The organism is Ruegeria sp. SAZA006 (assembly GCF_059613465.1).
Map to the genome: position 1 here is coordinate 1 of NZ_JBXWSO010000010.1, position 19,596 is coordinate 19,596.

Here is a 19,596-nt window from a genome sequence, read left to right on the forward strand (position 1 = left end):
AAGAGGCAGGTTTGGTCATGGGCAAAAGCTACGCAACCGTCCTGCCTGCCTCAAGACAAGTTCTTCTGACAAGACCCCAAGTTCTTCTGACAAGACCCCACAGAGATCTCGCATCGCTAGCTTTGGATCACCGAATTACGTGAACCGAACACTTGGCATGATGCACGACTCTGTTCGCAGTGGAACCTAGAAATATGTCCTCGAATCCGGGCTTATGCGAAGCTAAGACGATGCAATCGGCGTCGCTCTGGTTTGCGAATTCGACAATTGCCCTACCCGCATGCCCGGAGATGAGCTGTACCTTCGCGTCTGAGATTTCAGAGGCAGTGTTATGCAGATTCTCCAATATCTCATGCCGCGTATGTGCAAGCACTTCACTTGGAATCTGAGAACCCACATATGCCGGAATAGGTTCTTGGACGTGCACAACGGTGAAAACAGCGTCGGCATCAGCCAATTGGCGCGCAGCCTTAAACGACGCTTGAGTGTCGTGTTCTTTGTCCAGAGCAACCGGGATCAGGATGTTTTTGTACATTTGACCTCCTATCTACTGCTCCGATGATTTCAGTTTGGTTTTTCGGCGGCACGAACCCTAAACAGGCTCAGACTTTGAAGATTTCCCCGCGCTGTTTGTAGCGGCTACGACATCATCAACTGTTTTCTCAACAGCTTCAGCTTCGGTTTCAGCGACATAAGATGCACAACGAGACACGGTTTCGAACCATTCCTGCGCGTCAGCAACCAACCGCTCAGCCGAATGGCGCTGCCACTCCGTCATACTCTGAAGGGCTTTCGATGGATCGGACGGGTTCGCAGAAGACACTTTGCGTGCAGCTTGTAGAGCCGTCCGAACCGCCTCATGACGCCGTTCGAACCAATGCTGCGCAAAGGCCTCTGTTTCTTCGAGCATTTTTTCTTGTGCGTCCCAAAATTGTTCGATCTGGGCACCGAAGGCTGGATTGCCAGACATGGGCGGCTGCATTTGCTTGAAAACATCCACAAGTGAGGTCGGGCTATTTGTGCTAGATTTCTTTGTCGGCATCGAAAGTTCCTCCTCATTTCCTTAATGAGCTATTGTGCCACCTGCGGCGCGCTTTCGCCTTAATACAGATCAATATCCCCCATTTTTTAGGATCTTCGGCTTAGGCTGCCACGGGACATTGGCATTCTCTCCGACATCGGTTCCAAGATGGCAGGGGTGGAGTTAAAGTAGTTTAGACAAGAACTTAACGCTTGGATCTCTATGCACATTGCCGGCTTTCTGATTACCCTAGGTGTCCTCTTCCTTGCCGGATTGGCGGCCGACCAACTTGGCCGGGTAACGCATCTTCCTCGTGTTACAACCTTGCTTTTCCTCGGTCTGATCGCCGGGAACGCCCGAATGGGTTTGATCCCACTCGACGTTGCAATGTGGTTCGACGAGATTTCCATTGTGGCTTTAACGATGGTCGCGTTTCTTCTTGGAGGTTCCTTAACCCGCGAGAACCTGGTTCGGCATGGCAGAGCCATTCTGACGATTTCGATTTCAATCGTGGTTGCAACCCTTGTTATCGTGTCTGCTGGATTGACCGCAATCGGCGTACCCTTCGGGTTGGCACTGGTGCTGGCGGCAATTGCTACGGCTACGGCTCCGGCCGCCATGACAGACGTGATCAAGCAATCTGGGGTGTCCAACAGCTTCACAGAGACATTAAAGGGCGTCGTCGCAATTGATGACGCTTGGGGTCTGATCGTTTTCAGCATCGCCTTGGTTCTGGCCGGTCATTCGGATGGTTGGGCCACCGTCACGACCACAGCGATGTGGGATTTCGGAGGGGCTATTTTGTTGGGTTCCGCGCTAGGCGTGCCATCCGCTTACCTCACAGGTCGCTTGAAGCCGGGAGAGCCAATGCAAGCCGAAGCGGTGGGAATCGTGTTTCTGACAGCAGGCCTTTCGTTGTGGCTAGAAGTTTCGTTCCTTGTCGCAAGCATGGTTGCTGGCGCAGTTATTGGGAATCTTGCCCGCCATCACGACCGTGCTTTTCATGAGATCGAGCACATTCAGTGGCCGTTCATGATTTTGTTCTTCCTACTGGCTGGCGCCACGCTGGATATTGAAGCCTTCGGCTTGATGGGCTGGGCTGGTGGTCTTTTCCTATTCTTGCGCGCCGTAGCCCGCCTCGTCGGGGGTTATTGTGGAGCGAGACTTGGCGGCCTGCCTAGCCGTCAGACCCGCTGGTACGGCCCAGCTTTGTTACCACAGGCCGGTGTCGCGGTAGGAATGGCCCTCGTCGCCGGAGAGCAATTTCCACATTGGGCCGCGTCGATCATGGCCTTTACTCTAGCCAGCGCTGTGGCCTTCGAGGTGTTGGGGCCGCCGTTGACTCTCATGTCAATCAGACGAACGGCTGACACAGATGAGCAGATTGGTCAGTAACTATTCAGACTGGATCGATTCAAGAAAGGCGAGCAAATTCGCCAACGGCAGGCCTACCATCATAGGTTGCCCATTAGGCAGAGCCACCGCGATTTGTTGGTCTGTCTCAAACACCGCGCCAAAGATTGGCATTTCGCCCCCATGGGCGAGCAATTGTGAACGACCGTCAATCTGTTCAGCTGTAAGATCTATCGGAAACACACCGCCGTTCTCGCCCGCCAATTTGGTAAGGTCAGGTGTTCGAATAGCCAGCATTTCCGCCATTGGCCCGTCTCCGGTTGCTTCGAAACCGTGACATTGCCAGCAATACGTCCGGTACAAATCACTTCCCTCATCAACGCTGACCTCCTGCGCTAGTACGGGCCCCGTGACGAACAGTGCCAGTAAAATCCCTCGAAAAATCTGCATATGCTCCTCCAATTTGCTGCCCCGGAAGAAGATCTAATTATAAGGCATCCTTAAGAAAGCACTTTGACCTTGCTCATTTTGGACGCTCCTGTACGAGGATTGGCGTTTCAGTCGAATAGCGTTTGGTGTACGCGCCTAATTTATTCCTGCCGGCCTACAACTACGCCACCTCATCGTTGACCTCACCACCCTTGCGCGCAGACCGTTCTCCTTCCAATATATTCATATACCTGAGAATTCGTCAGAGGTGATAAGGCACGCGATGCAACCATCTGAGCGCATCCATCCGAGCCCAAGACTGGTAACAGGTTCCAAAGCGTCACGAATTGCTTTCCACCCTAAATCTGAAACCATCGAACATGTTTGCTTTGCCTTTAAGTCCGACGACAAACGACAGTTGGGTTGCGTTCAGCCTCGCAGACCCGTCGCAGCGAGGTGATTGACATAAATCAAAGCACCAACATGAATTACATAGTAAAATTCGAATGTTTCAACATATTCTACGTTCACCGTCCTGTCCCCAAGTAAACACAAAGGTGAATGGAATTTTGAAGGAGTGGAAGTTCCACCCACGGGGGCTCGGCAGGAGTGATGGCGAGCCCCCAGTTAGTTGATTGGCGCCCAATGTGCCCAGGTTGAGACACACGGCATTCGGTGCAGCTTTGACCATAGGATTAAGCCGCTGCGCCAATCGAGACAAAAAGAGAAGGACGCCACTGACGACGTTCGGAGTGGGCAGTTGGCGGAAATCACTTATGAACTCTGTTGATCCAAACGAACAGAAACTCAGGCGGGCCCTTACAACCCCGTTGCTCACGCTTTATGGCCTTGGGGTAACGGTCGGAGCGGGCATTTATGTTTTAGTCGGCGCGACAGCAGACATTGCTGGACCGTTTGCAGCGTTTTCGTTCGTTTTAGCCGCGCTCGTCGTATCACTCACCGCGCTTTCGTATGCAGAACTCGCAACACGATTTCCCGTCAGCGCAGGTGAAGCGGCCTATGTTGAAGCGGGATTTCAGAAAAGATGGATGGCGGTTTTCGTCGGCCTCGCGGTCGCAGCTTCGGGGATTATCTCTGCCTCTGCAGTTGCAATTGGCGCAGCATCATACCTGCATGCTTTAACCGGTTTTGCGATCCCTGTTTTGACCATCAGCGTCGTTTTGATCATGGGTTTAATCGCACTTTGGGGGATCACTGAGTCGGTCTTTGTTGCGGCTGTCATTACGATCATCGAGATCGCAGGCCTTATCTTTGTGATTGGCTGGGGCATGTCGGTTCACGATCCGCAGGGATACGGAATCAGTTCGATGCTTCCACCGCTTGAATTCGACGCGTGGAGAGGCATTTTCGCGGCATCACTTCTCGCCTTCTTTGCATTTGTTGGCTTCGAGGACATGGCCAACGTGGCAGAAGAGGTTAAAGACCCGGTCCGCACGATTCCAAAAGCGATTTTACTAACCCTCGTTTTGGCGACCGTGTTGTATCTAGGAACCTCAATGACGGTTCTACTTGTTGTTCCGATCGATGTTCTTTCGACATCCGCAGCCCCCCTCGCGCTTGTGTTTTCAAACGCGCCCGAGGTGATCAAACAGGGCTTTTCCGCAGTCGCGATTGTGGCGACAGTCAACGGAGTACTGATCCAGATGATCATGGCCTCGAGGGTGATCTACGGCCTAGCTGACCGTAACCATTTACCGAAGGTTCTGGCGATTGTCCCAAAAGCAACTCAGACACCAGTTATCGCTACTTTGCTGGTCGTGGCGATCATCGTTTTGCTGACCCAAACTATACCGCTTGGTATTCTGGCAGAGCGCACGTCTCAGATCGTTCTCGGCGTCTTTGTACTGGTCAATATTTCGCTGATCCTGCTGAAGATGAAGCCGGACGAGTCCGCAAAGCACTTCCGCGTTCCTCTTGTGATACCGATCCTTGGGGTGATCACCAGTGCATTGCTTTTCGGATCTGGATTTCTCTAACTGATACAACGACCCAAAGGCCTCAACGAGCTGCCACGGCATATGACGACTGACCAAACTTCCATAGGATCAAAACTTTCGGCCTGGTGGCATAGAACGTTTGTGGATCTGGTTCAGCAGCTGCAATGGTCCTATCTGCCACCACTGATGGTCTATTTTGCGGCCGGCGTGTCCGGCCTGACCTCGGTCGTTGGTGCTTTTTTCCTAAAAGACTACCTCGATTTATCCGCCTCTTTCGTTGCAGGGCTAGCATTTTGGGCTGGTATCCCGTGGATACTAAAAATGCCGCTTGGTCATGTCGTGGACCTGTTTTGGCGCTGGAAGTCCCTGCTGATCTTGTTCGGCGCGTCCTTGATCACGTTGTCTTTGCTCACCATGTACGGGCTCGTGACCGCACCTGCGCAGATGTCCAGTTTCATGCCGCTGGAAGACTGGTATGTTGTTGCCTTGCTCTTGGCGCCTTCGGGCTATGCCATTCAGGACGTTGTTGCCGACGCCATGACGGTTGAGGCGGTGCCGAAGGTTGACCAGCACGGCCTACCATTTTCGCCTGAAGAAACCCGTGCTCAGCACACGACGATGCAAACCTTGGGCAGAGTTTCCATTATTTCTGGGTTTGCCGCTGTTGCGGCTGTAAACATCTGGATTTTCTCTGGAACAGAGGATCTGCAAAAATCCGATCGCCTTGCGCTTTATGGCCAGGTGTACCTGATAGCTCTGGCCATCCCTGTGTTATCCGTCAGCGGTGTCGTTCTTCACAGCTTGATCCAGCGTCAGCGTATAAGATCGGGCGACCCGCCCTACGCGCCGGATGAAGTCACCGAAGTCAAATGGTCCATATTGCTGGGCGGCTTCGCATTCGTTGTGCTTAGCATCGTGTTGGGAACCGCCGATTTCGAGTTTGCGCAAGAAACAGTCTTTGCGGTTTCTCTAACGGTGATCCTGTACCTTATGTCGCGCCTGTTGAAAGAGCTGGAACCAGCACAAGCCAGAGCCCTGATCGGGACAGCGACAATCATTTTTGTGTTTCGCGCTGTGCCGCTATCAGGACCAGGCCTGACTTGGTTTGAAATCGATGAACTGGGGTTCGATGAGCAATTCTTGGCAATCCTGGCATTGTTGACCTCGCTGCTGGCCTTGCTCGGGTTAATTGTTCTGCGGCCATTCATGGCCAACCGTTCGATTGCGCACGTAGTGGTACTGTTGACTATTGCGGCGGGCGTGCTCGCGCTGCCCAACCTTGCCCTCTATTACGGTGTGCATGAATGGACGGCGGCGCATACCGGTGGTGTTGTCGACGCAAGATTTATTGCCATCCTCGACACTGCTGTTGAATCGCCGCTTGGACAGATTGCCATGGTCCCGATGTTGGCTTGGATTGCACGCAATGCCCCTGTTCAGTTGAAAGCGACCTTTTTTGCGGTGATGGCATCATTCACAAACATGGCTTTGTCGGCGAGCAGCCTCAGCACCAAATACCTCAACCAAATATACGTCGTCACACGCGCCGCCACATATCCAGAGACCGGTGAGGTCACGTCTGCCGCGGACTACAGTCAACTTGGATACTTGCTGATCTCCGTAGCCGTGATCTCGGTGATCGTTCCACTGGCCACAGTGTTTTTCGTTCAAAACTCGCGCTTCCGAACGAGTGAATGATCACTGGCTTTCAACCTCTCTCAGCAGAGCTCTGAGATGTGAAACCGGGACGCCGATGTTTGAGCCACCAAACTCGGGCAGGATCGCAGCATTGATCGCAACGACCTCGCCCCGCCGATTCAATGCTGGCCCCCCGCTCCCACCGGTCGTGGTCTCGGCGTCATAAACGATGGCGCTCTCACTTGTTCGTGCAACGATCCCCCGGCTTGCGAGTGGGTGAATCTTGCTTTGAGTAGAAAGCCGGGACGCGATCGACCAAAAGTTCAGCGTTCCTTCTGCCTCCAGTTCCTCTAGAAAGCCCGGACCGGCCTGCGCGATCAAAGCTTTCAAACCCGTTGGATATCCCAACAGAAAAAGCTCTTCACCGACGCGCGACGTGGCATCCGCCAACGGAATTCCGAGGTCTTGAACGCTTGGCTCAACTGCCAAAATCGCCAAGTCTGCTGCTTCGCTGAACCGAACCAAACGCGCCTCTATTGGTTCCGTTTGATCAGGCAAATAGGCCAACAGCCTCAACATTTCAGGCTCAAGGCCAGCGTCGCTCAACGCCTTCTCTCGGTTCCCCGAAGTCCAGGGCAAAGCGACATGGCGGTTGGTGGCCATCAACGGTACCCCAGCAATCAAAAAGCCGGTTCCGGTGAATTGAAATTCTGCAGGTTCGCCGGTCCCGTCCGGTTCGATCCAAGGTTGGCCGAATGGGGTTTTCAGGTTTTCTCCATTCGGTCCCAATACATGCCGCAATATCTTCCCGCTTTCCACGTGGCGCAGTCCATAAGCCCCCTGAAGGAAAGCGACGGACCGGGTCGAGGCAGCGATCACCCGCGTGGGGGCTCCGGCCCGCTGCTCCAAGGTTCCAAGACGCTGCTCGGTCGACAGAACCTGGTTCTTAAAAGCTTCACGCAAAGAAGCCAAGTCATCAGGCGTAAGTGCATCTTCTCGCGTCTGGGCGAGCATAATCGCGACCGCTTCGATCTTGCGGGACTCCTGTTCAATACTATCCGCCAAGCGCCGGTCGTTTTGGTAAAGCAGGTACCCAAACCCCGCGATCACAAGAAGCGTCGCAAGTACTGTGATCCTGAACAGTATCGTGGTCTGAGACGCAAGCCGCCGCCCGCTGTCGCGCAGGGCACCAGACATCTTTTTAGCGAAGGGTCGACGGCTCGTTCGGGTGTAAGCATAGGCGTCACTGAGGATATCTTCGACTGTGTGGTGCGCGGGAAATGAGTGATCGCACAACCTGTATCGAGACATTGGGCCCTTTTCGCCGAACTCGATCATATCGCCATGCCTCAGAAGCGCCGATGAGGCTTTTTGTCCGTTCACCCATACATTGCGCCCTGCTGACGCGGCTATCGTGTAACCGTCGTCAGCCCACTTTAAGGTGGCAATATCGTTGTCATGCGGAGGCAGGTCGTCTTTAGGTCGAAGGCTTAACACCCTGCCATCGTTAACAGAAACGGTCAGGGCTTTATCGACCAGCCAGTTCACGTAGCCGCGCGATGGTCCGGTCAGGCTCTCCAGAAAGGCCCGCACCTCACCTTCACCAGCATGTCCTGAGGGTGTCATGCCACTCTCTTCTGGTTTTCGCATTGTGGCCCCCTACCCAAACGCGTGAGGGCATTCTACCACGCTTAAACGCCAAACCCATGGCCTGGTACGAATGTACAAAAAACACATTTGTACAGGTGCTTGCGGTGCCTGCGCGGATTCAACCAAAGACACTTATCAGGCCGCAACTCTAAGAAGGTCGATCCACGATCGACCCTCTGCTTTGCTCTTTTCAAGCACGGTATCGAGCCACCAGACCGTCTATTTCGACGATACCTTGATCTTACGGCTTGGGTCCTGAGGCTCAATCTTCGGCATTTCTATATGCAGAACGCCCTTGTCGAACGTCGCTGAAATCTTGTCGATTTCTACAGTATCTGGCAGCGACATGGCTCTTGAAAAGCTGCCATAGCTTCTTTCGCTGACACGAAGATCGCCCGTTTCATCATGCGCAATCTTCTTCTGACCGCGCAGGATTAGCCTGCGATTCTTGATTTCAATTTCCACATCATCTTCTTCGAGCCCCGGCAATTCAGCCGTCAGGACAATCGCAGAATCCGTTTCTTGGACATCGATTGCCGGTGAAATCGCACCCGTCATATCAAGGGACGGAAAACCCGTGCGTTGCGCAGCCGTTTCCATCGGCAGGAAGGGTGATCCTTCCCCAAGAAAACGCGACATCAGGGTTTCCATTTCACGCCGAAAGTTGTCAGAGAGCGGATGCATTCCAGTGAAAAGTTGCGGGGACTTTTTGTCTTCTAACATTTTGAGCCTCCTCCATTGGCCTGATTTCACGCGCGCAACATTATGACAGGAAAAGCGGTCAAGGACCTTGATCTTGCGCAAGCATGCAACCTCAGGATCAGCCAGACCGAACGCGGCGGCTGAACGAACAGAAACGGGAAACTTCGTTCACTAAACTTGCCTCGTCGTGGTGAAGTTAACACCATTCTCAGTAGTCTTGATCGGAATCCCAGGTCAGCTTAGCGTTTATTTTGAATGAGCCCGAGCTGCCTAGCTTTAGCACAGTGGAGCAAAACTGTATGAAATGGCCTTATCTGGCGCTGATTTACGTTTTGCTGATCTTGGCTCCCTTGGGTTTTTCTTGGTCCTTGGGGTGGCCACCACGATCATTTAATCAAGAGCTCGCGTCCGGGCTTGGGATGCTGGCTTTTTCAATAATCTTAGTCGAGTTCCTGCTGTCTGGGCGGTTCAGGTTCATCTCTTCCGGTCTGGGTATGGATGTAACCATGCGGGTGCATCAGTTGATGGCGCGTACAGCACTCGGCTTTGCGCTGATACACCCGCTTCTCTATCAGGGTACGCCTTCGGGCGGACGCCGCCCGTGGGATGAAACAAACCAACTTACGATTTCCACCGACTTTTCTACGCTGGTATCGGGCATCGGCGCATATCTATTTCTGTTCATTTTGGTCGCCTCGGCAATTGCCCGCAAATCCCTTGATTACAAATACGAAACATGGCGCCTCTTACACGGGCTGGGAGCCTTGGTGATCGCATGCCTGTTGTTGCATCACACGGTCTATGCTGGGCGCTACGGTGGGCATCCGCTACTAACCTATCTCTGGCTTGCCCTAACCAGTATTGCAGTTGGAACTTTGCTGTATGTCTATCTCGTTCGCCCTTTACGTCAGAGGAAGAGACAGTGGCGCGTCACGTCTGTGTCTCGACTAACACCGAAGCAATGGGAGTTGCGCGTCGTTCCAGATGGTCACAACGGACTAAACTTCGAAGCAGGGCAATTTGCTTGGCTAAACGTCGGCCACAGTGTTTTTTCGCTGCATGAGAACCCATTCTCGATTAGTTCGGCACCAGCCGAAGGCCCCGAAGTTTCATTCATGATAAAGGAGCTTGGGGATTTCACATGCGGCCTCAGACAGATCGCTCCGCAAACCACGGCCTATCTGGATGCCCCGCACGGAAATCTATCGATCAGCCACCGAACTGAGAAAGGCATTGTTCTGATCGCAGGTGGTGTCGGGATCGCGCCCATGTTGAGCATTGTGCGTCAGGTACGGTTGAGTGGAACACAGTACGAGCTCAAGCTTATCTATGGCAACCGGGTGGAGGAGCAGATTGCTTTTCGCCAGGAGTTGTCCAAAGAAGAAACAGTATTTGTTCTATCCGAGCCGCCAGAGGATTGGTCCGGAGAGACAGGCTTGATCGACGGTCATCTGTTGGACCGCAATTTGTCTTCTGAACAATTTGAAAGCTGGCTTTTTGTTCTCTGCGGCCCCCCTGCCATGATGGACACGGTCGAAGATCATCTGATTGAGCGGGGCACCGCGTCACACCGGATTTTGTCTGAAAGGTTTGACTATGATTAGACTGCTCAGAAACCTGCCCGCACGCCAACAAGTAAAACTCGCAGTTTGGTTGATCAGTATTTCAATCTTCGTCGCTGTCTTGGCCTTTTGCTTAAGGTAGAAAGCTAGACCGCCAGGGGTTGGCTAGCTTCAAGGCTGCCGGCCGAAAAGGCAGGTATTCTTGGAGATGGATGCCGTCACGAACTTCCTAATAAACATGCTCCGCGTGGACAGCATGAGCATACCGCAACGATCCAGATATGCCCCCATGAAACGCCTTTGATGGAGATCAAGGGCAACGCACGTCACTTATTCATAATAAGCAATCTATTCAGACCGATTTTTGGGAGGATCGGAATGACTTTACTCATCGCCTTCGCCACGGTCGAAGGCCAAACAGCAAAGATTGCGCGCTTCATCACCGATCTCGCGAAGAATGCCGGTTTCGATGCAAAGCTGATCAATACCGATGAAACGCCCAGCCACGTTTCACTTGACGAAGTGGTCAAGGTTATTCTCCTGGCCCCTGTCCACGAGCGTAAGCACCCCAAGTCATTCGAAGCATTTGTCGCTTCAAATAGAGATGCCTTAATGAAGCGAAAGTCTCTCGTGCTTTCCGTCGGTCTAAAAGCTGCTTTCGCGTCAGGTCGAGAAGAAGCACGCGACTATCTTGACGAAATGCTTCTTCGAACAGGTTTTGAACCAAATGCGACGGCTTTGATCGCAGGCGCGGTGAGGCCCGAAAACTACGGGTATTTTGAGAGGGAGATTCTTCAGCGCGTCGTCTTGCTCGGTCGAAAAATCGATCCACGAGAAGGGGCAAGGGAGTTTACTGACTGGGATGAACTCACGTTAATTGTGATAGAGTTCCTTGGCGAAAACGGGCGGGCAAACACGCTTCAACCTCAAGCGAGTACCCAATAACAACTGGCTGTTCCCGTATTAACCGATGAACGTATAGAGCTACCTATACCAGCAAATCACAGTCGCCAGTTCTCTTCATCAGTGCCCGAACAGCACTGGCAACCTTGTCTGCTCCAACATTGCTTGTGTCGTTCCCCCAAATACCGACTGACGCAAATGGGAATGCCCGTAAGCGCCCATAACAACGAGGTCGGCCCCCAATTCTCTTGCGCGTTCCTGAATGCAGTGTTCAATTGAATTCCCGCCGCACCGAAACTGCGACACGGTCACAGTGCAACCGTGATGGCTGAGCCATCCAGCTAGGTCGGTTCCGGGCGCTTGACCTTCTACGTCATCAGGCGACGGCAAATCAAAACACCCAATCACAACTTCGTTGGCCGCCAGAAGAATGGGTAAAGCTAAATGCGCAACCCTAGACGCAGGCAGGCTATCATTCCATGCCAAAAAAATGCAGTCGCGTTGGGCAAACGGATCTCCATTTATCATCAGGCCTACCGGCGAATGGAACAATACTCCGTACGCGATCTTATGAAACAAATCGGGGTCTTTTCGCAACTCAGCGTCTAGAAAGGCGATATCAGAGCGATTGGCTTGGCCAGCCACAAGATGCTTCAACTCTGCTCCAGATCCCATAAAGGCAATTACATTTGCAGATACGCCTTGCCCTACCAGAAGCGCTTCAACTTCTGTGGCGCGGGACTTCAAGGCGGCATTTTTTCCGTTAAGAACATCCAACCAGTTTGAGGGAAGACCCGCCTCAACGAACCTGTTTGATCCATACTTTAGGTACGGCAGGTTGGGTAAGTCCGCGATCAACACGCAATTCAAGTGAATGTTGTGGTTACAAGCAGTTTCAGCGCATTCCAAAATCGACGCGTCGTCAGCATCAACTCCTACATAATATGCCACTGTTTTGTGTTGCATTCCCGACCTCCGTCCGGAATTTCAATTCGCCCAAAGGCCGTGCGCACGGATTAAACCTACGAAGAGACAGTGTTGTTGGTCGCTCTTCTTATTTCGGCAGCATGAAAAACTCTTCCAGCACAATCTTGCCTTCCGCCACCGAATACACCGCGATCTCGCGCAGGGTCATACGCTCACCCGTGGCCTTCTGAACGACCTCGGCTCTGAAGCGCACTCCAAAGCGGTTGGGTGGGTGGACGTAGGGGCCATCCACTTCTAGTTCTTGGATTTCATGCGATGCCAACCAATCCTCTCTTTTTCCCTTGATGGCTTCTCGCCCCTTTGAAACGCGGAATTGTCGAACCGGAGGCACGACTGCCTCTATCGACTGTGCGTTTTCGGCATACATTTCATCAACACTTGCAAGGCCCCTGCGCTCACGCATGGCCTGGGCGAATGATCTTCCGATTTCGATCAACTCTTCCATGAGCCCCCCCCTGAATTACCATTGACAGTACCACGTCTTGCCCGCGCCAATCTTGACAAGGATCAATAAGAATATCGATGGATACTGTGAGGCCGGTTCGAACAAGTCTCAGCTAGGCCAACAGACATGTCGCTTATAGCGCGCCAAGTTCGCGCCACTCGGCAAGAGCGGCGGCGCCGTGACAACTTGAAGGTGTCTCGGTTGGGAAGGGATCGCCCCAGGCTGAAGTGATTGGAGACGGAGGAGTGAACGGCGACGAGCTTCTGCAAACTTCGCATCCGCCTTAACCGCTGCATCGTATGTCGCGAAAGGTTGTTTGAGCAGCCCCAACTGACTGGTCCAAGTTGATTGTTAGTGCATCATCGGCCTGTGATCCATCGGGATGATGGTTTCGGGCGCTGGCGGGCGGTAACCCAGAGCACTGTGGGGTCGTTTTGTGTTGTAGTGTTTTCTCCATTGTTCGATCAGAATTTGAGCTTCGCGCAGGCTGTAGAAGATCTCACCGTTGAGCAACTCGTCCCTGAACCTGCCGTTGAAGCTTTCACAGTATCCGTTCTCCCAAGGGCTGCCAGGTTCGATGTAAGCCGTCTGGGCGCCAACTGCGGCGATCCAGTCTCGGACGGCCTGGGCGATAAATTCTGGCCCATTGTCTGAACGTATGAAGCGGGGTGCACCGCGCAGTATGAACAGATCCGTCAGGGCATCGATCACATCGACCGAGTTCAGCTTGCGCTTCACTCTGATCGCAAGGCACTCCCGGCTGTGCTCATCAAGGATGTTCAGCGTCCGAAAAGCTTTGCCATCGTCGGTTCGACAATGAACGAAGTCATAGCTCCATACATGATTGCGATACTCCGGCCTCAGCCGAACACACGAGCCATCGTTCAGCCAGAGCCGCCCCTTCCTCGGTTGTTTTGCGGGAACCTTCAGCCCCTCTCTCCGCCATAGTCGTTCGACACGGCCATCGCTGACCGACCAACCTGCCTCTCTGAGCAAGGCCGCAATTCGACGATAGCCGTATCGACCATACTGCCTGGCCAATTCGATCATGTCGGCAACCAACCGATCCTCATCGACACGGCCTCTCGGGATGTGCCTCTGTGTGGAACGATGTTGTCCCAGCACGCGACAGGCTCTGCGCTCAGACACTTTGAACTGGCGACGCACATGTTCGATGCAGGCGCGACGGCGAGCGGGGCTCAGAAGTTTCCCTTTGCAGCCTCCGTCAAGATCAGCTTGTCGAGCGTCAGGTCTGACACAGCTCGTCTCAGCCGATCATTTTCCTTCTGAAGCCGCTTCAGTTCCTTCAGTTGATCTACACCCATTCCGCCGTATTGCTTGCGCCATCGGTAATAGGTCTGTTCAACAACACCAATCTGTCTGATTGCATCCAGCCGGGGCATGCCTTGCCCCATCAGCACCTCAACCTGCCGTAACTTTGAGACAATCTCTTCCGGCTTCGGTCGCTTGTTTGCCATTCTTGGTCCTCCGTTTCCTAAACATAGCGGTGGACCAGTTCAAATGGGGAGGCTCAGCGTAGATCCACAGGTGAGCTGTCAGAACATGTTGAATTCTTCTAGCTCGACGTACCGCTCGCCAGATCAAGATTAATAGAAGCGGGGCGAGTAAACCTGCTGTCGTCAATTTACAAAAACTCTCGCTAATAAAAGCTTGAAGCCAACTCTGCTTGAGGCAAAGTCGCAACGGGTGAATGCTTGTAGTTGATCCAGAATAGGGTCACGCCGATTGCAAGAACACAAATGGCACCTACCAAGCGCGTACTCAGTTCGAAGGTTTGTCGCCGCTTATCCGTCATGTCAAAGCGGCCATGGGCCCAGCTGCGGCCCCAAAGGGCAGCAATGCCAATGGCTGACATTGCCATAGCCATGCCGAGTGATATTGCGCAAACCATCAGAATTGCTGGTACGATTAAGTCGTTTGCAAGCCCAAAAAGCATGACAATTAAAGCGCCGGTGCACGGCACTATACCGACAGCCGCCGCGATCCAAACGCTGCCCGCTGGAGCAGTGCTCGCGGCGCAGGCGGCGCATCCGTGAACATGGTGATCGTGGTGATCGTGATCATGTGCCTGGGCTCCGAGATCCCCAGCTTTCAACGCAAGCCGCGTTGCTGAAAGCGCTTTCCATAGCATGAACATACCAATCGCAATAATCAGCCCGTAGCTGACTAGGCGAATGGCTCGATAGTCTGAAGGTGCTGCACCAGTGGTTTGACGTACGGCGAAATCCAACAAGAACACAACTACCACGGCCGAAACAACGTGAATTATTGCTATACGGAAGCCCATCACGAGTCCGCGCCGCAAGCTACCGCCAGAGCCGATAAAATAGGAAATAACGACCGCTTTTCCGTGCCCCGGGCCCAAGGTGTGTAAAGCGCCGTATCCGAAGGCAAGAAATAAGGCTGTAAACAATGCCCCGGTTGTTTCTCCGTTCCGGATAGATGTCATGGCCGTTGTGAAAAGGCTGTTTACCCATACCTGCGCGCGGTCCAGAACAGGCAGATCCGACATTGATGATGCAACAATATTCTGCGGCGTTCCGGATATTGTGACGTTTGCCATACTGTATGACACAGGGATGTCAGTAGATCCGTCGACGAGGAACAGTTGATGTACCCCAGGCTCGTGCCGCAGAACGCCGGACAAACGAATACTTTGAAAACGGTTTTCTAGAATCAAACCTTTTGGGACCGACACATGGACGATCTGGTTTGGCAGTGGAGGCGGAGTGTGGATACAAGCGCCTATCCAAGGCACCAGAAGGAATTCATAAACTTTTCCCGCCGTGACAGACAGTGGCAGCGCATAGCCGTCCAAAGTCAGCTCAGCACCTAGGAGTCTGGTGGTCACACCCGTTGATTCTTCTTCGCGCCGCTCCATGACAACTAGACGCTGTTCCAAAAGCTGGTCGGCATTGAGCCCAGCTGCATCTAACCTGTTGCGGGCCTGCTCGGCTGCTTTGCTGGCTTCGGCGTCATTTTGGCCTTGTTCCTTGCCAATTTGGTCAAGCAGAATTTTCCGCAGGTCGGACTTATGCTCGTACTTCATTTCCAGAAACGGGTCGTCATAAGGCTCTACCGAGGGCACAAGGGCATCCCACGAAACAAGGTTTTCTTCTGCGGCCGGCAACGGCACTGCCGCAAAGAAGAAAGCGAATGTAAGAAAAGCCATTGCGGCTCCGCGCATCGACAATGTTGGCATCCGGCTAATCCCTTCCGTTCAGATTTTTAAGTCGAACCATTCGAGTTTCGCGGGGTTCAACTTTTACGTACCGCAACGTTAGAAAGGTACTTTTACTCCCAAAAATGCGCCGGAAAGGGTAACTTCACTGAAAGGTCCAAATTCGCCTAAGTCCCAGTCCAAGTATCGGTAGCCGACGGTTAGGTCGACGGAATTTAACCTGTAGTTAATGGCTGCCGCTGCTTGCCATGTTAGATCACTGTCGCCGGTGCCGATGTCAGCGTAGTAGCTGAGATACCAATCCTCATTGATGTTTGTCTCACCTCTGAAGCCAATCACCGCATCCCAGTTTGTGCCAGATTCCGACTCGGCGATTGGAGCGCCAAGTCCACTAACACTCACGTCGCCATCTAAATACAAGGCCCTTGCACCACCGGTGATATCAAGAGACCCACCACTAGTCTCAAGCACGCGGTAGCCGGCTCCTAGCGTGGTTATGAAGCCTTTGAGACCAATATCCGCAGTAACTGGAACACTTGCTCCACCCAAGTTGACGGAAGTGCTATCAGACTCATCTACATCAAGATAGATGACGTCAGCTATCAAAGACAATCGGTCGTTTCGCGCGACGAGAGTGCCCATGACACCAAAATTCAGGTCCTCGATAATCTTGTCTATGCTGATATCGACATTGCCACCAGTTGTGGTTTCTCCTCCAACGGACGCTCCCCAGAAGTAGAGTTGGGCACCCCATTGCCAATCTTCCTCAGCTGCTGCCGTGGATGCTGTAAGTGTCGCTGCGGCGAGGGTAGATAGTGTAAATTGTGATAGGCTTTTGGGTTCGAGAAAATTCACTTTTCATCCCTTCCGATTGCGTACAACACCTTCACTCGAGAGTGTTTTTGTAGATCACCCCGTCTTTCATGATGATTTTGATGTTTTCGCGATCCGTCACTGCGCTTAGGTCTTCGAGAGGGTTGCCGTCGACTAGCAACAAGTCCGCCAACGCGCCTTCTTCAACGCGCCCGATCACACCTGGGTATGGGTTTCTTGGCCCGGAAAGCTGGAGCAACTCTGTAAAGTTACCGGTCGACATTTTCAGTATTTCGTAGGGGGTAAACCAGTCCAGAAGCCGCTCCATCTGTTCGACCTGCTCGCTGACACCGATCCCTGGCCCAGGGCTGATAAAGATGTCGGTTCCGTGGACAACCTTTAGCTCAGGAAGTCCCTTGATCCACTCATAGACTGATCCCGTACCTTGGCACACAATAGCTTGTTTTGCGTTCTGTGCATCATTCAGTCCAGGCTCGCTGCATAACGTAAACGGTTGAATACTTAACCAGATCCCATCTTTCGCCATCCTCTCCAACGTCGGCTTGTCGAGAAGTTGACCGTGCTCAACAACCTTAATTCCGGCATCAATTGCTTGATTAACGGCTCGAGGAGTGTAGCCGTGTACGGTAACGTAGGTTCCCCAGTTTTCCGCGGCTGCTGTGGCTGCTTGGATTTCTTCAAACGTGAACTGCGTTGTGTCTAAGGGGTCGTTGGGTCCGCTTACAGAGCCGCCAATTGCAAGTTTGACCTGTGATGCTCCAAGCCGCAGTTGCTCGCGTGTCGCCGCCAGCACTTTTGGGACCCCATCTACCAGTGTACTGTTTCCCGTTAAATCAGTGATTGGCGGCTTTCCACCCAGCAATGGGTTGCGCTCGTTCCTAAATCTGAAATCCGCATGGCCGCTTGTTTGAGATATCATTGAACCTGACGGGTAAATACGAGGTCCGACAATAGAACCCTCGTCAATCGCACGCTTGAGGCTAAAAACCTCACCGGCCATATCGCGTGCTGTGGTCACACCATTCATCAGCATGTCTCGAGCGGTATCGACCGAACGGATGGATTGGTAACCTGGCAACTCGAAAAGCACGTCAGCGAACGTAATCCCAGACAAAGCTAAGTGAGAGTGTCCCTCAATGATGCCGGGCATCAGAGTGTGCCCATTGCCCTCAACAACCAGGCCGTCGTTTGCCGAAAGTTCTTCTTGCGAAATCTTTGAGATAATATTGCCGTCGATGAGGACGTTCACATCTTCTATGAGCGTTTCATTTACGCCGTCAAAAACATCAACATTGGTAATGAGTACAGAGCTATCTTGCGCGTTCGCTGTGGCTCCAAAGATCGAGGCCGTGTAAAAAATTGCTCCGAATAATCTGTTGCAAGTCATGATGTTCTCCTTGATTTGGAGGGTACTTTGAAACTTGGCGTGGTAACCAGCGTTCCATCCCAAGTGCTATCAACAAAGAAGATTCAGTGTTCATTTCTTCCGGTGCCTAACATTTGTGCGACTTCCAGTTTTCTTCAGACCTTTGACAACTTTAGTTGGCGAATTACACTCTTCAGAATAAATGCCGGGAGCCTGAAAGATTCTGGATTGCAATGTGGTCACCTAAGACGACTTTTAACACCTATATGAATGACTTCCCGGTCAGAGAGACCGAGTTGGTTCAACTGGGTGGTGGGCCGCTTGGGTTGCGTGCAGAGATGGTATTTGGCGCCGACACTGTCCTGTCAAAGGTCGAATGTGATGCCAATACAGTTTGGAGAATGCTCGCTGAAAAAGACTGGGTCGGGCTTGTCCTGCCGGTCATTTGGCAAGGAACCTACAAGTTGGATGGTTGGGACGCGGCACCAGGGGATGTGTTCTTTCTTGATGGCAGAGTTGAGTTCACTACCAGCGCAAGCAACCGTACATCCATTATGCTTGCAATACGCAGAACGCGGTTGATCGAGGTCATTCACCGTGTTGCTGGATCTAATTTCTTCGAGATCGGCCCGAACCACGTGCTACTGCAACTCGACGACAATCAACTACACCAACTTAGATCTCGCATTGCACGCATGTTTTCCGTCGCTAAATTCCATGGAGACTTCACTGGCCATTTATTCATGCCACCAACACATGAAAAAGATATGCTTTCCTTTCTAGGCGAATTTCTTCTGAAATGCGTGCCTCAGAAGGCCTACAAGAATTTGCTTCCAAGCCGCGATTTTAAGACTGTGGGTCGAGCTCTCCAATTCGCGCGAAAGAACAGATATGAAGATGTTAATTTGGCTACTCTGTGTGAAGGCGCCGGAGTAGGAAGAACCACCTTATATCAAGCGTTTGAAGGAGTTTATGGAATTACACCTATGCAGTTCATTTATAAGTTGCGACTGACTGGCGCTAAAGAGTGGCTGTCAGATCCTTCTGACCCACCTCAATCTGTCAAGCAGGCCGCACTGAAATACGGATTTGTAAGCTTTGGACGTTTCGCAAAGAATTATCGTGAATTGTTTGGTGAAAGCCCTTCTGAAACTCTCCTCAGGGCACGATAGCCGTTTGAACAATCGTCAGTATCAGCGCGACATCGAAATAGGAGAACACAACAGAGTTCTCCGCAGAATGGGCACTTGTTCAATACTGCGAAAATAGGCTTCTGTTGCGACCCGTACCAAAGACTTTGCAAAGTCCGCATACTGTGCATTGCTGTCATTGGGACATCGCGCAGCATCGGTCAAAATGGGCTCAGTGTTGCCGTTCTCCGCAGCAAGCATGATTGGCTGGTCCCAGCCTGAAGCAGGCATTCACAATCACGCTTTTCAGTTTTGCACCAAGCCATTGACTAGGACATGCGCGACGTTCAGGAAATCATGTTGTCTGCTGTAAACGACTGAATTGGGCTCGGTGCCATCGTTGTCTGCTGTTAGCA

17 protein-coding genes and 1 pseudogene are annotated in these 19,596 nt (G+C 52.4%); 6 read left to right on the forward strand and 12 right to left on the reverse strand.

Going from position 1 to position 19,596, the window contains the following annotated elements; translation table 11 throughout:
• Positions 1–127: 127 nt before the first annotated feature.
• Together AC2FNZ_RS09655 and AC2FNZ_RS09660 are read right to left on the reverse strand one after the other, a co-directional pair.
• Entirely contained in the window at positions 128–535 is a 408-nt protein-coding gene (locus AC2FNZ_RS09655; RefSeq protein ID WP_093964967.1) for a universal stress protein, read from the reverse strand.
• A gap of 57 nt (positions 536–592) precedes the next feature.
• Positions 593–1,042, reverse strand: a complete 450-nt coding sequence (locus AC2FNZ_RS09660; protein ID WP_170343047.1) for a phasin family protein — start codon at positions 1,040–1,042, stop codon at positions 593–595.
• A gap of 201 nt (positions 1,043–1,243) precedes the next feature.
• Here AC2FNZ_RS09660 and AC2FNZ_RS09665 point away from each other — a divergent pair, with 201 nt between their 5' ends.
• Complete coding sequence (locus AC2FNZ_RS09665) at positions 1,244–2,416, forward strand: cation:proton antiporter (protein ID WP_170404229.1); 1,173 nt, start codon at positions 1,244–1,246, stop codon at positions 2,414–2,416.
• On the opposite strand, the gene AC2FNZ_RS09670 is transcribed toward AC2FNZ_RS09665, so the two are convergent.
• Positions 2,417–2,824, reverse strand: coding sequence for a c-type cytochrome (locus tag AC2FNZ_RS09670; protein WP_496840395.1), 408 nt, complete (start codon positions 2,822–2,824; stop codon positions 2,417–2,419).
• Positions 2,825–3,579: 755 nt separating this feature from the next.
• On the opposite strand from AC2FNZ_RS09670, the gene AC2FNZ_RS09675 reads away from it, so the two are divergent.
• Both AC2FNZ_RS09675 and AC2FNZ_RS09680 read left to right on the forward strand, forming a co-directional pair.
• Positions 3,580–4,800 (forward strand): APC family permease, encoded by a 1,221-nt coding sequence (locus AC2FNZ_RS09675; protein WP_093964964.1) that lies wholly within the window; start codon positions 3,580–3,582, stop codon positions 4,798–4,800.
• A gap of 42 nt (positions 4,801–4,842) precedes the next feature.
• Positions 4,843–6,459, forward strand: coding sequence for an MFS transporter (locus AC2FNZ_RS09680; protein ID WP_496840396.1), 1,617 nt, complete (start codon positions 4,843–4,845; stop codon positions 6,457–6,459).
• Here AC2FNZ_RS09680 and AC2FNZ_RS09685 read toward each other — a convergent pair whose 3' ends face one another.
• Complete coding sequence (locus AC2FNZ_RS09685; protein WP_093964962.1) at positions 6,460–8,049, reverse strand: trypsin-like peptidase domain-containing protein; 1,590 nt, start codon at positions 8,047–8,049, stop codon at positions 6,460–6,462.
• 219 nt (positions 8,050–8,268) lie between these two features.
• The gene (locus AC2FNZ_RS09690; RefSeq protein ID WP_170370239.1) at positions 8,269–8,853 is read right to left on the reverse strand and encodes an Hsp20/alpha crystallin family protein; all 585 of its coding nucleotides are present in this window, start codon (positions 8,851–8,853) and stop codon (positions 8,269–8,271) included.
• Between the two features lie 197 nt (positions 8,854–9,050).
• Between AC2FNZ_RS09690 and AC2FNZ_RS09695 the strand changes: the two genes are divergently transcribed.
• Both AC2FNZ_RS09695 and AC2FNZ_RS09700 read left to right on the forward strand, forming a co-directional pair.
• On the forward strand, positions 9,051–10,355 hold the full coding sequence (locus AC2FNZ_RS09695) for a ferredoxin reductase family protein (RefSeq protein ID WP_093964960.1): 1,305 nt from the start codon (positions 9,051–9,053) through the stop codon (positions 10,353–10,355).
• Between the two features lie 336 nt (positions 10,356–10,691).
• The gene (locus tag AC2FNZ_RS09700; protein ID WP_496736494.1) at positions 10,692–11,258 is read left to right on the forward strand and encodes a flavodoxin domain-containing protein; all 567 of its coding nucleotides are present in this window, start codon (positions 10,692–10,694) and stop codon (positions 11,256–11,258) included.
• A gap of 78 nt (positions 11,259–11,336) precedes the next feature.
• Here the strand turns inward: AC2FNZ_RS09700 and AC2FNZ_RS09705 are convergent, their stop codons facing one another.
• The 7 genes and pseudogenes from AC2FNZ_RS09705 to AC2FNZ_RS09735 all read right to left on the reverse strand — a co-directional run bounded on the left by AC2FNZ_RS09705 (position 11,337) and on the right by AC2FNZ_RS09735 (position 18,071).
• The gene (locus tag AC2FNZ_RS09705) at positions 11,337–12,182 is read right to left on the reverse strand and encodes a universal stress protein (RefSeq protein ID WP_170370237.1); all 846 of its coding nucleotides are present in this window, start codon (positions 12,180–12,182) and stop codon (positions 11,337–11,339) included.
• Positions 12,183–12,270: 88 nt separating this feature from the next.
• On the reverse strand, positions 12,271–12,648 hold the full coding sequence (locus tag AC2FNZ_RS09710) for a SnoaL-like domain-containing protein (protein ID WP_093964958.1): 378 nt from the start codon (positions 12,646–12,648) through the stop codon (positions 12,271–12,273).
• 133 nt (positions 12,649–12,781) lie between these two features.
• A pseudogene (locus AC2FNZ_RS09715) lies at positions 12,782–12,944 on the reverse strand (IS6 family transposase); the annotation flags it as partial.
• A gap of 55 nt (positions 12,945–12,999) precedes the next feature.
• Positions 13,000–14,126 (reverse strand): IS3 family transposase gene (locus tag AC2FNZ_RS09720; protein WP_496840397.1). Its coding sequence is split into 2 segments (ribosomal slippage): positions 13,000–13,862 and positions 13,862–14,126, totalling 1,128 coding nucleotides; the frame shifts between segments, so codons are not numbered across the junction.
• 182 nt (positions 14,127–14,308) lie between these two features.
• A complete protein-coding gene (locus AC2FNZ_RS09725; RefSeq protein WP_496840398.1) occupies positions 14,309–15,841 on the reverse strand; it encodes a HoxN/HupN/NixA family nickel/cobalt transporter in 1,533 nt (510 codons plus the stop codon).
• Positions 15,842–15,949: 108 nt separating this feature from the next.
• Complete coding sequence (locus tag AC2FNZ_RS09730; RefSeq protein ID WP_496840400.1) at positions 15,950–16,705, reverse strand: hypothetical protein; 756 nt, start codon at positions 16,703–16,705, stop codon at positions 15,950–15,952.
• A 31-nt stretch (positions 16,706–16,736) separates the two neighbouring features.
• Positions 16,737–18,071: a metal-dependent hydrolase family protein gene (locus AC2FNZ_RS09735; RefSeq protein ID WP_496840401.1), complete on the reverse strand. Its 1,335-nt coding sequence runs from the start codon at positions 18,069–18,071 to the stop codon at positions 16,737–16,739.
• Between the two features lie 155 nt (positions 18,072–18,226).
• On the opposite strand from AC2FNZ_RS09735, the gene AC2FNZ_RS09740 reads away from it, so the two are divergent.
• Positions 18,227–19,222 (forward strand): AraC family transcriptional regulator, encoded by a 996-nt coding sequence (locus AC2FNZ_RS09740; RefSeq protein ID WP_496840402.1) that lies wholly within the window; start codon positions 18,227–18,229, stop codon positions 19,220–19,222.
• Positions 19,223–19,596 lie beyond the last annotated feature (374 nt).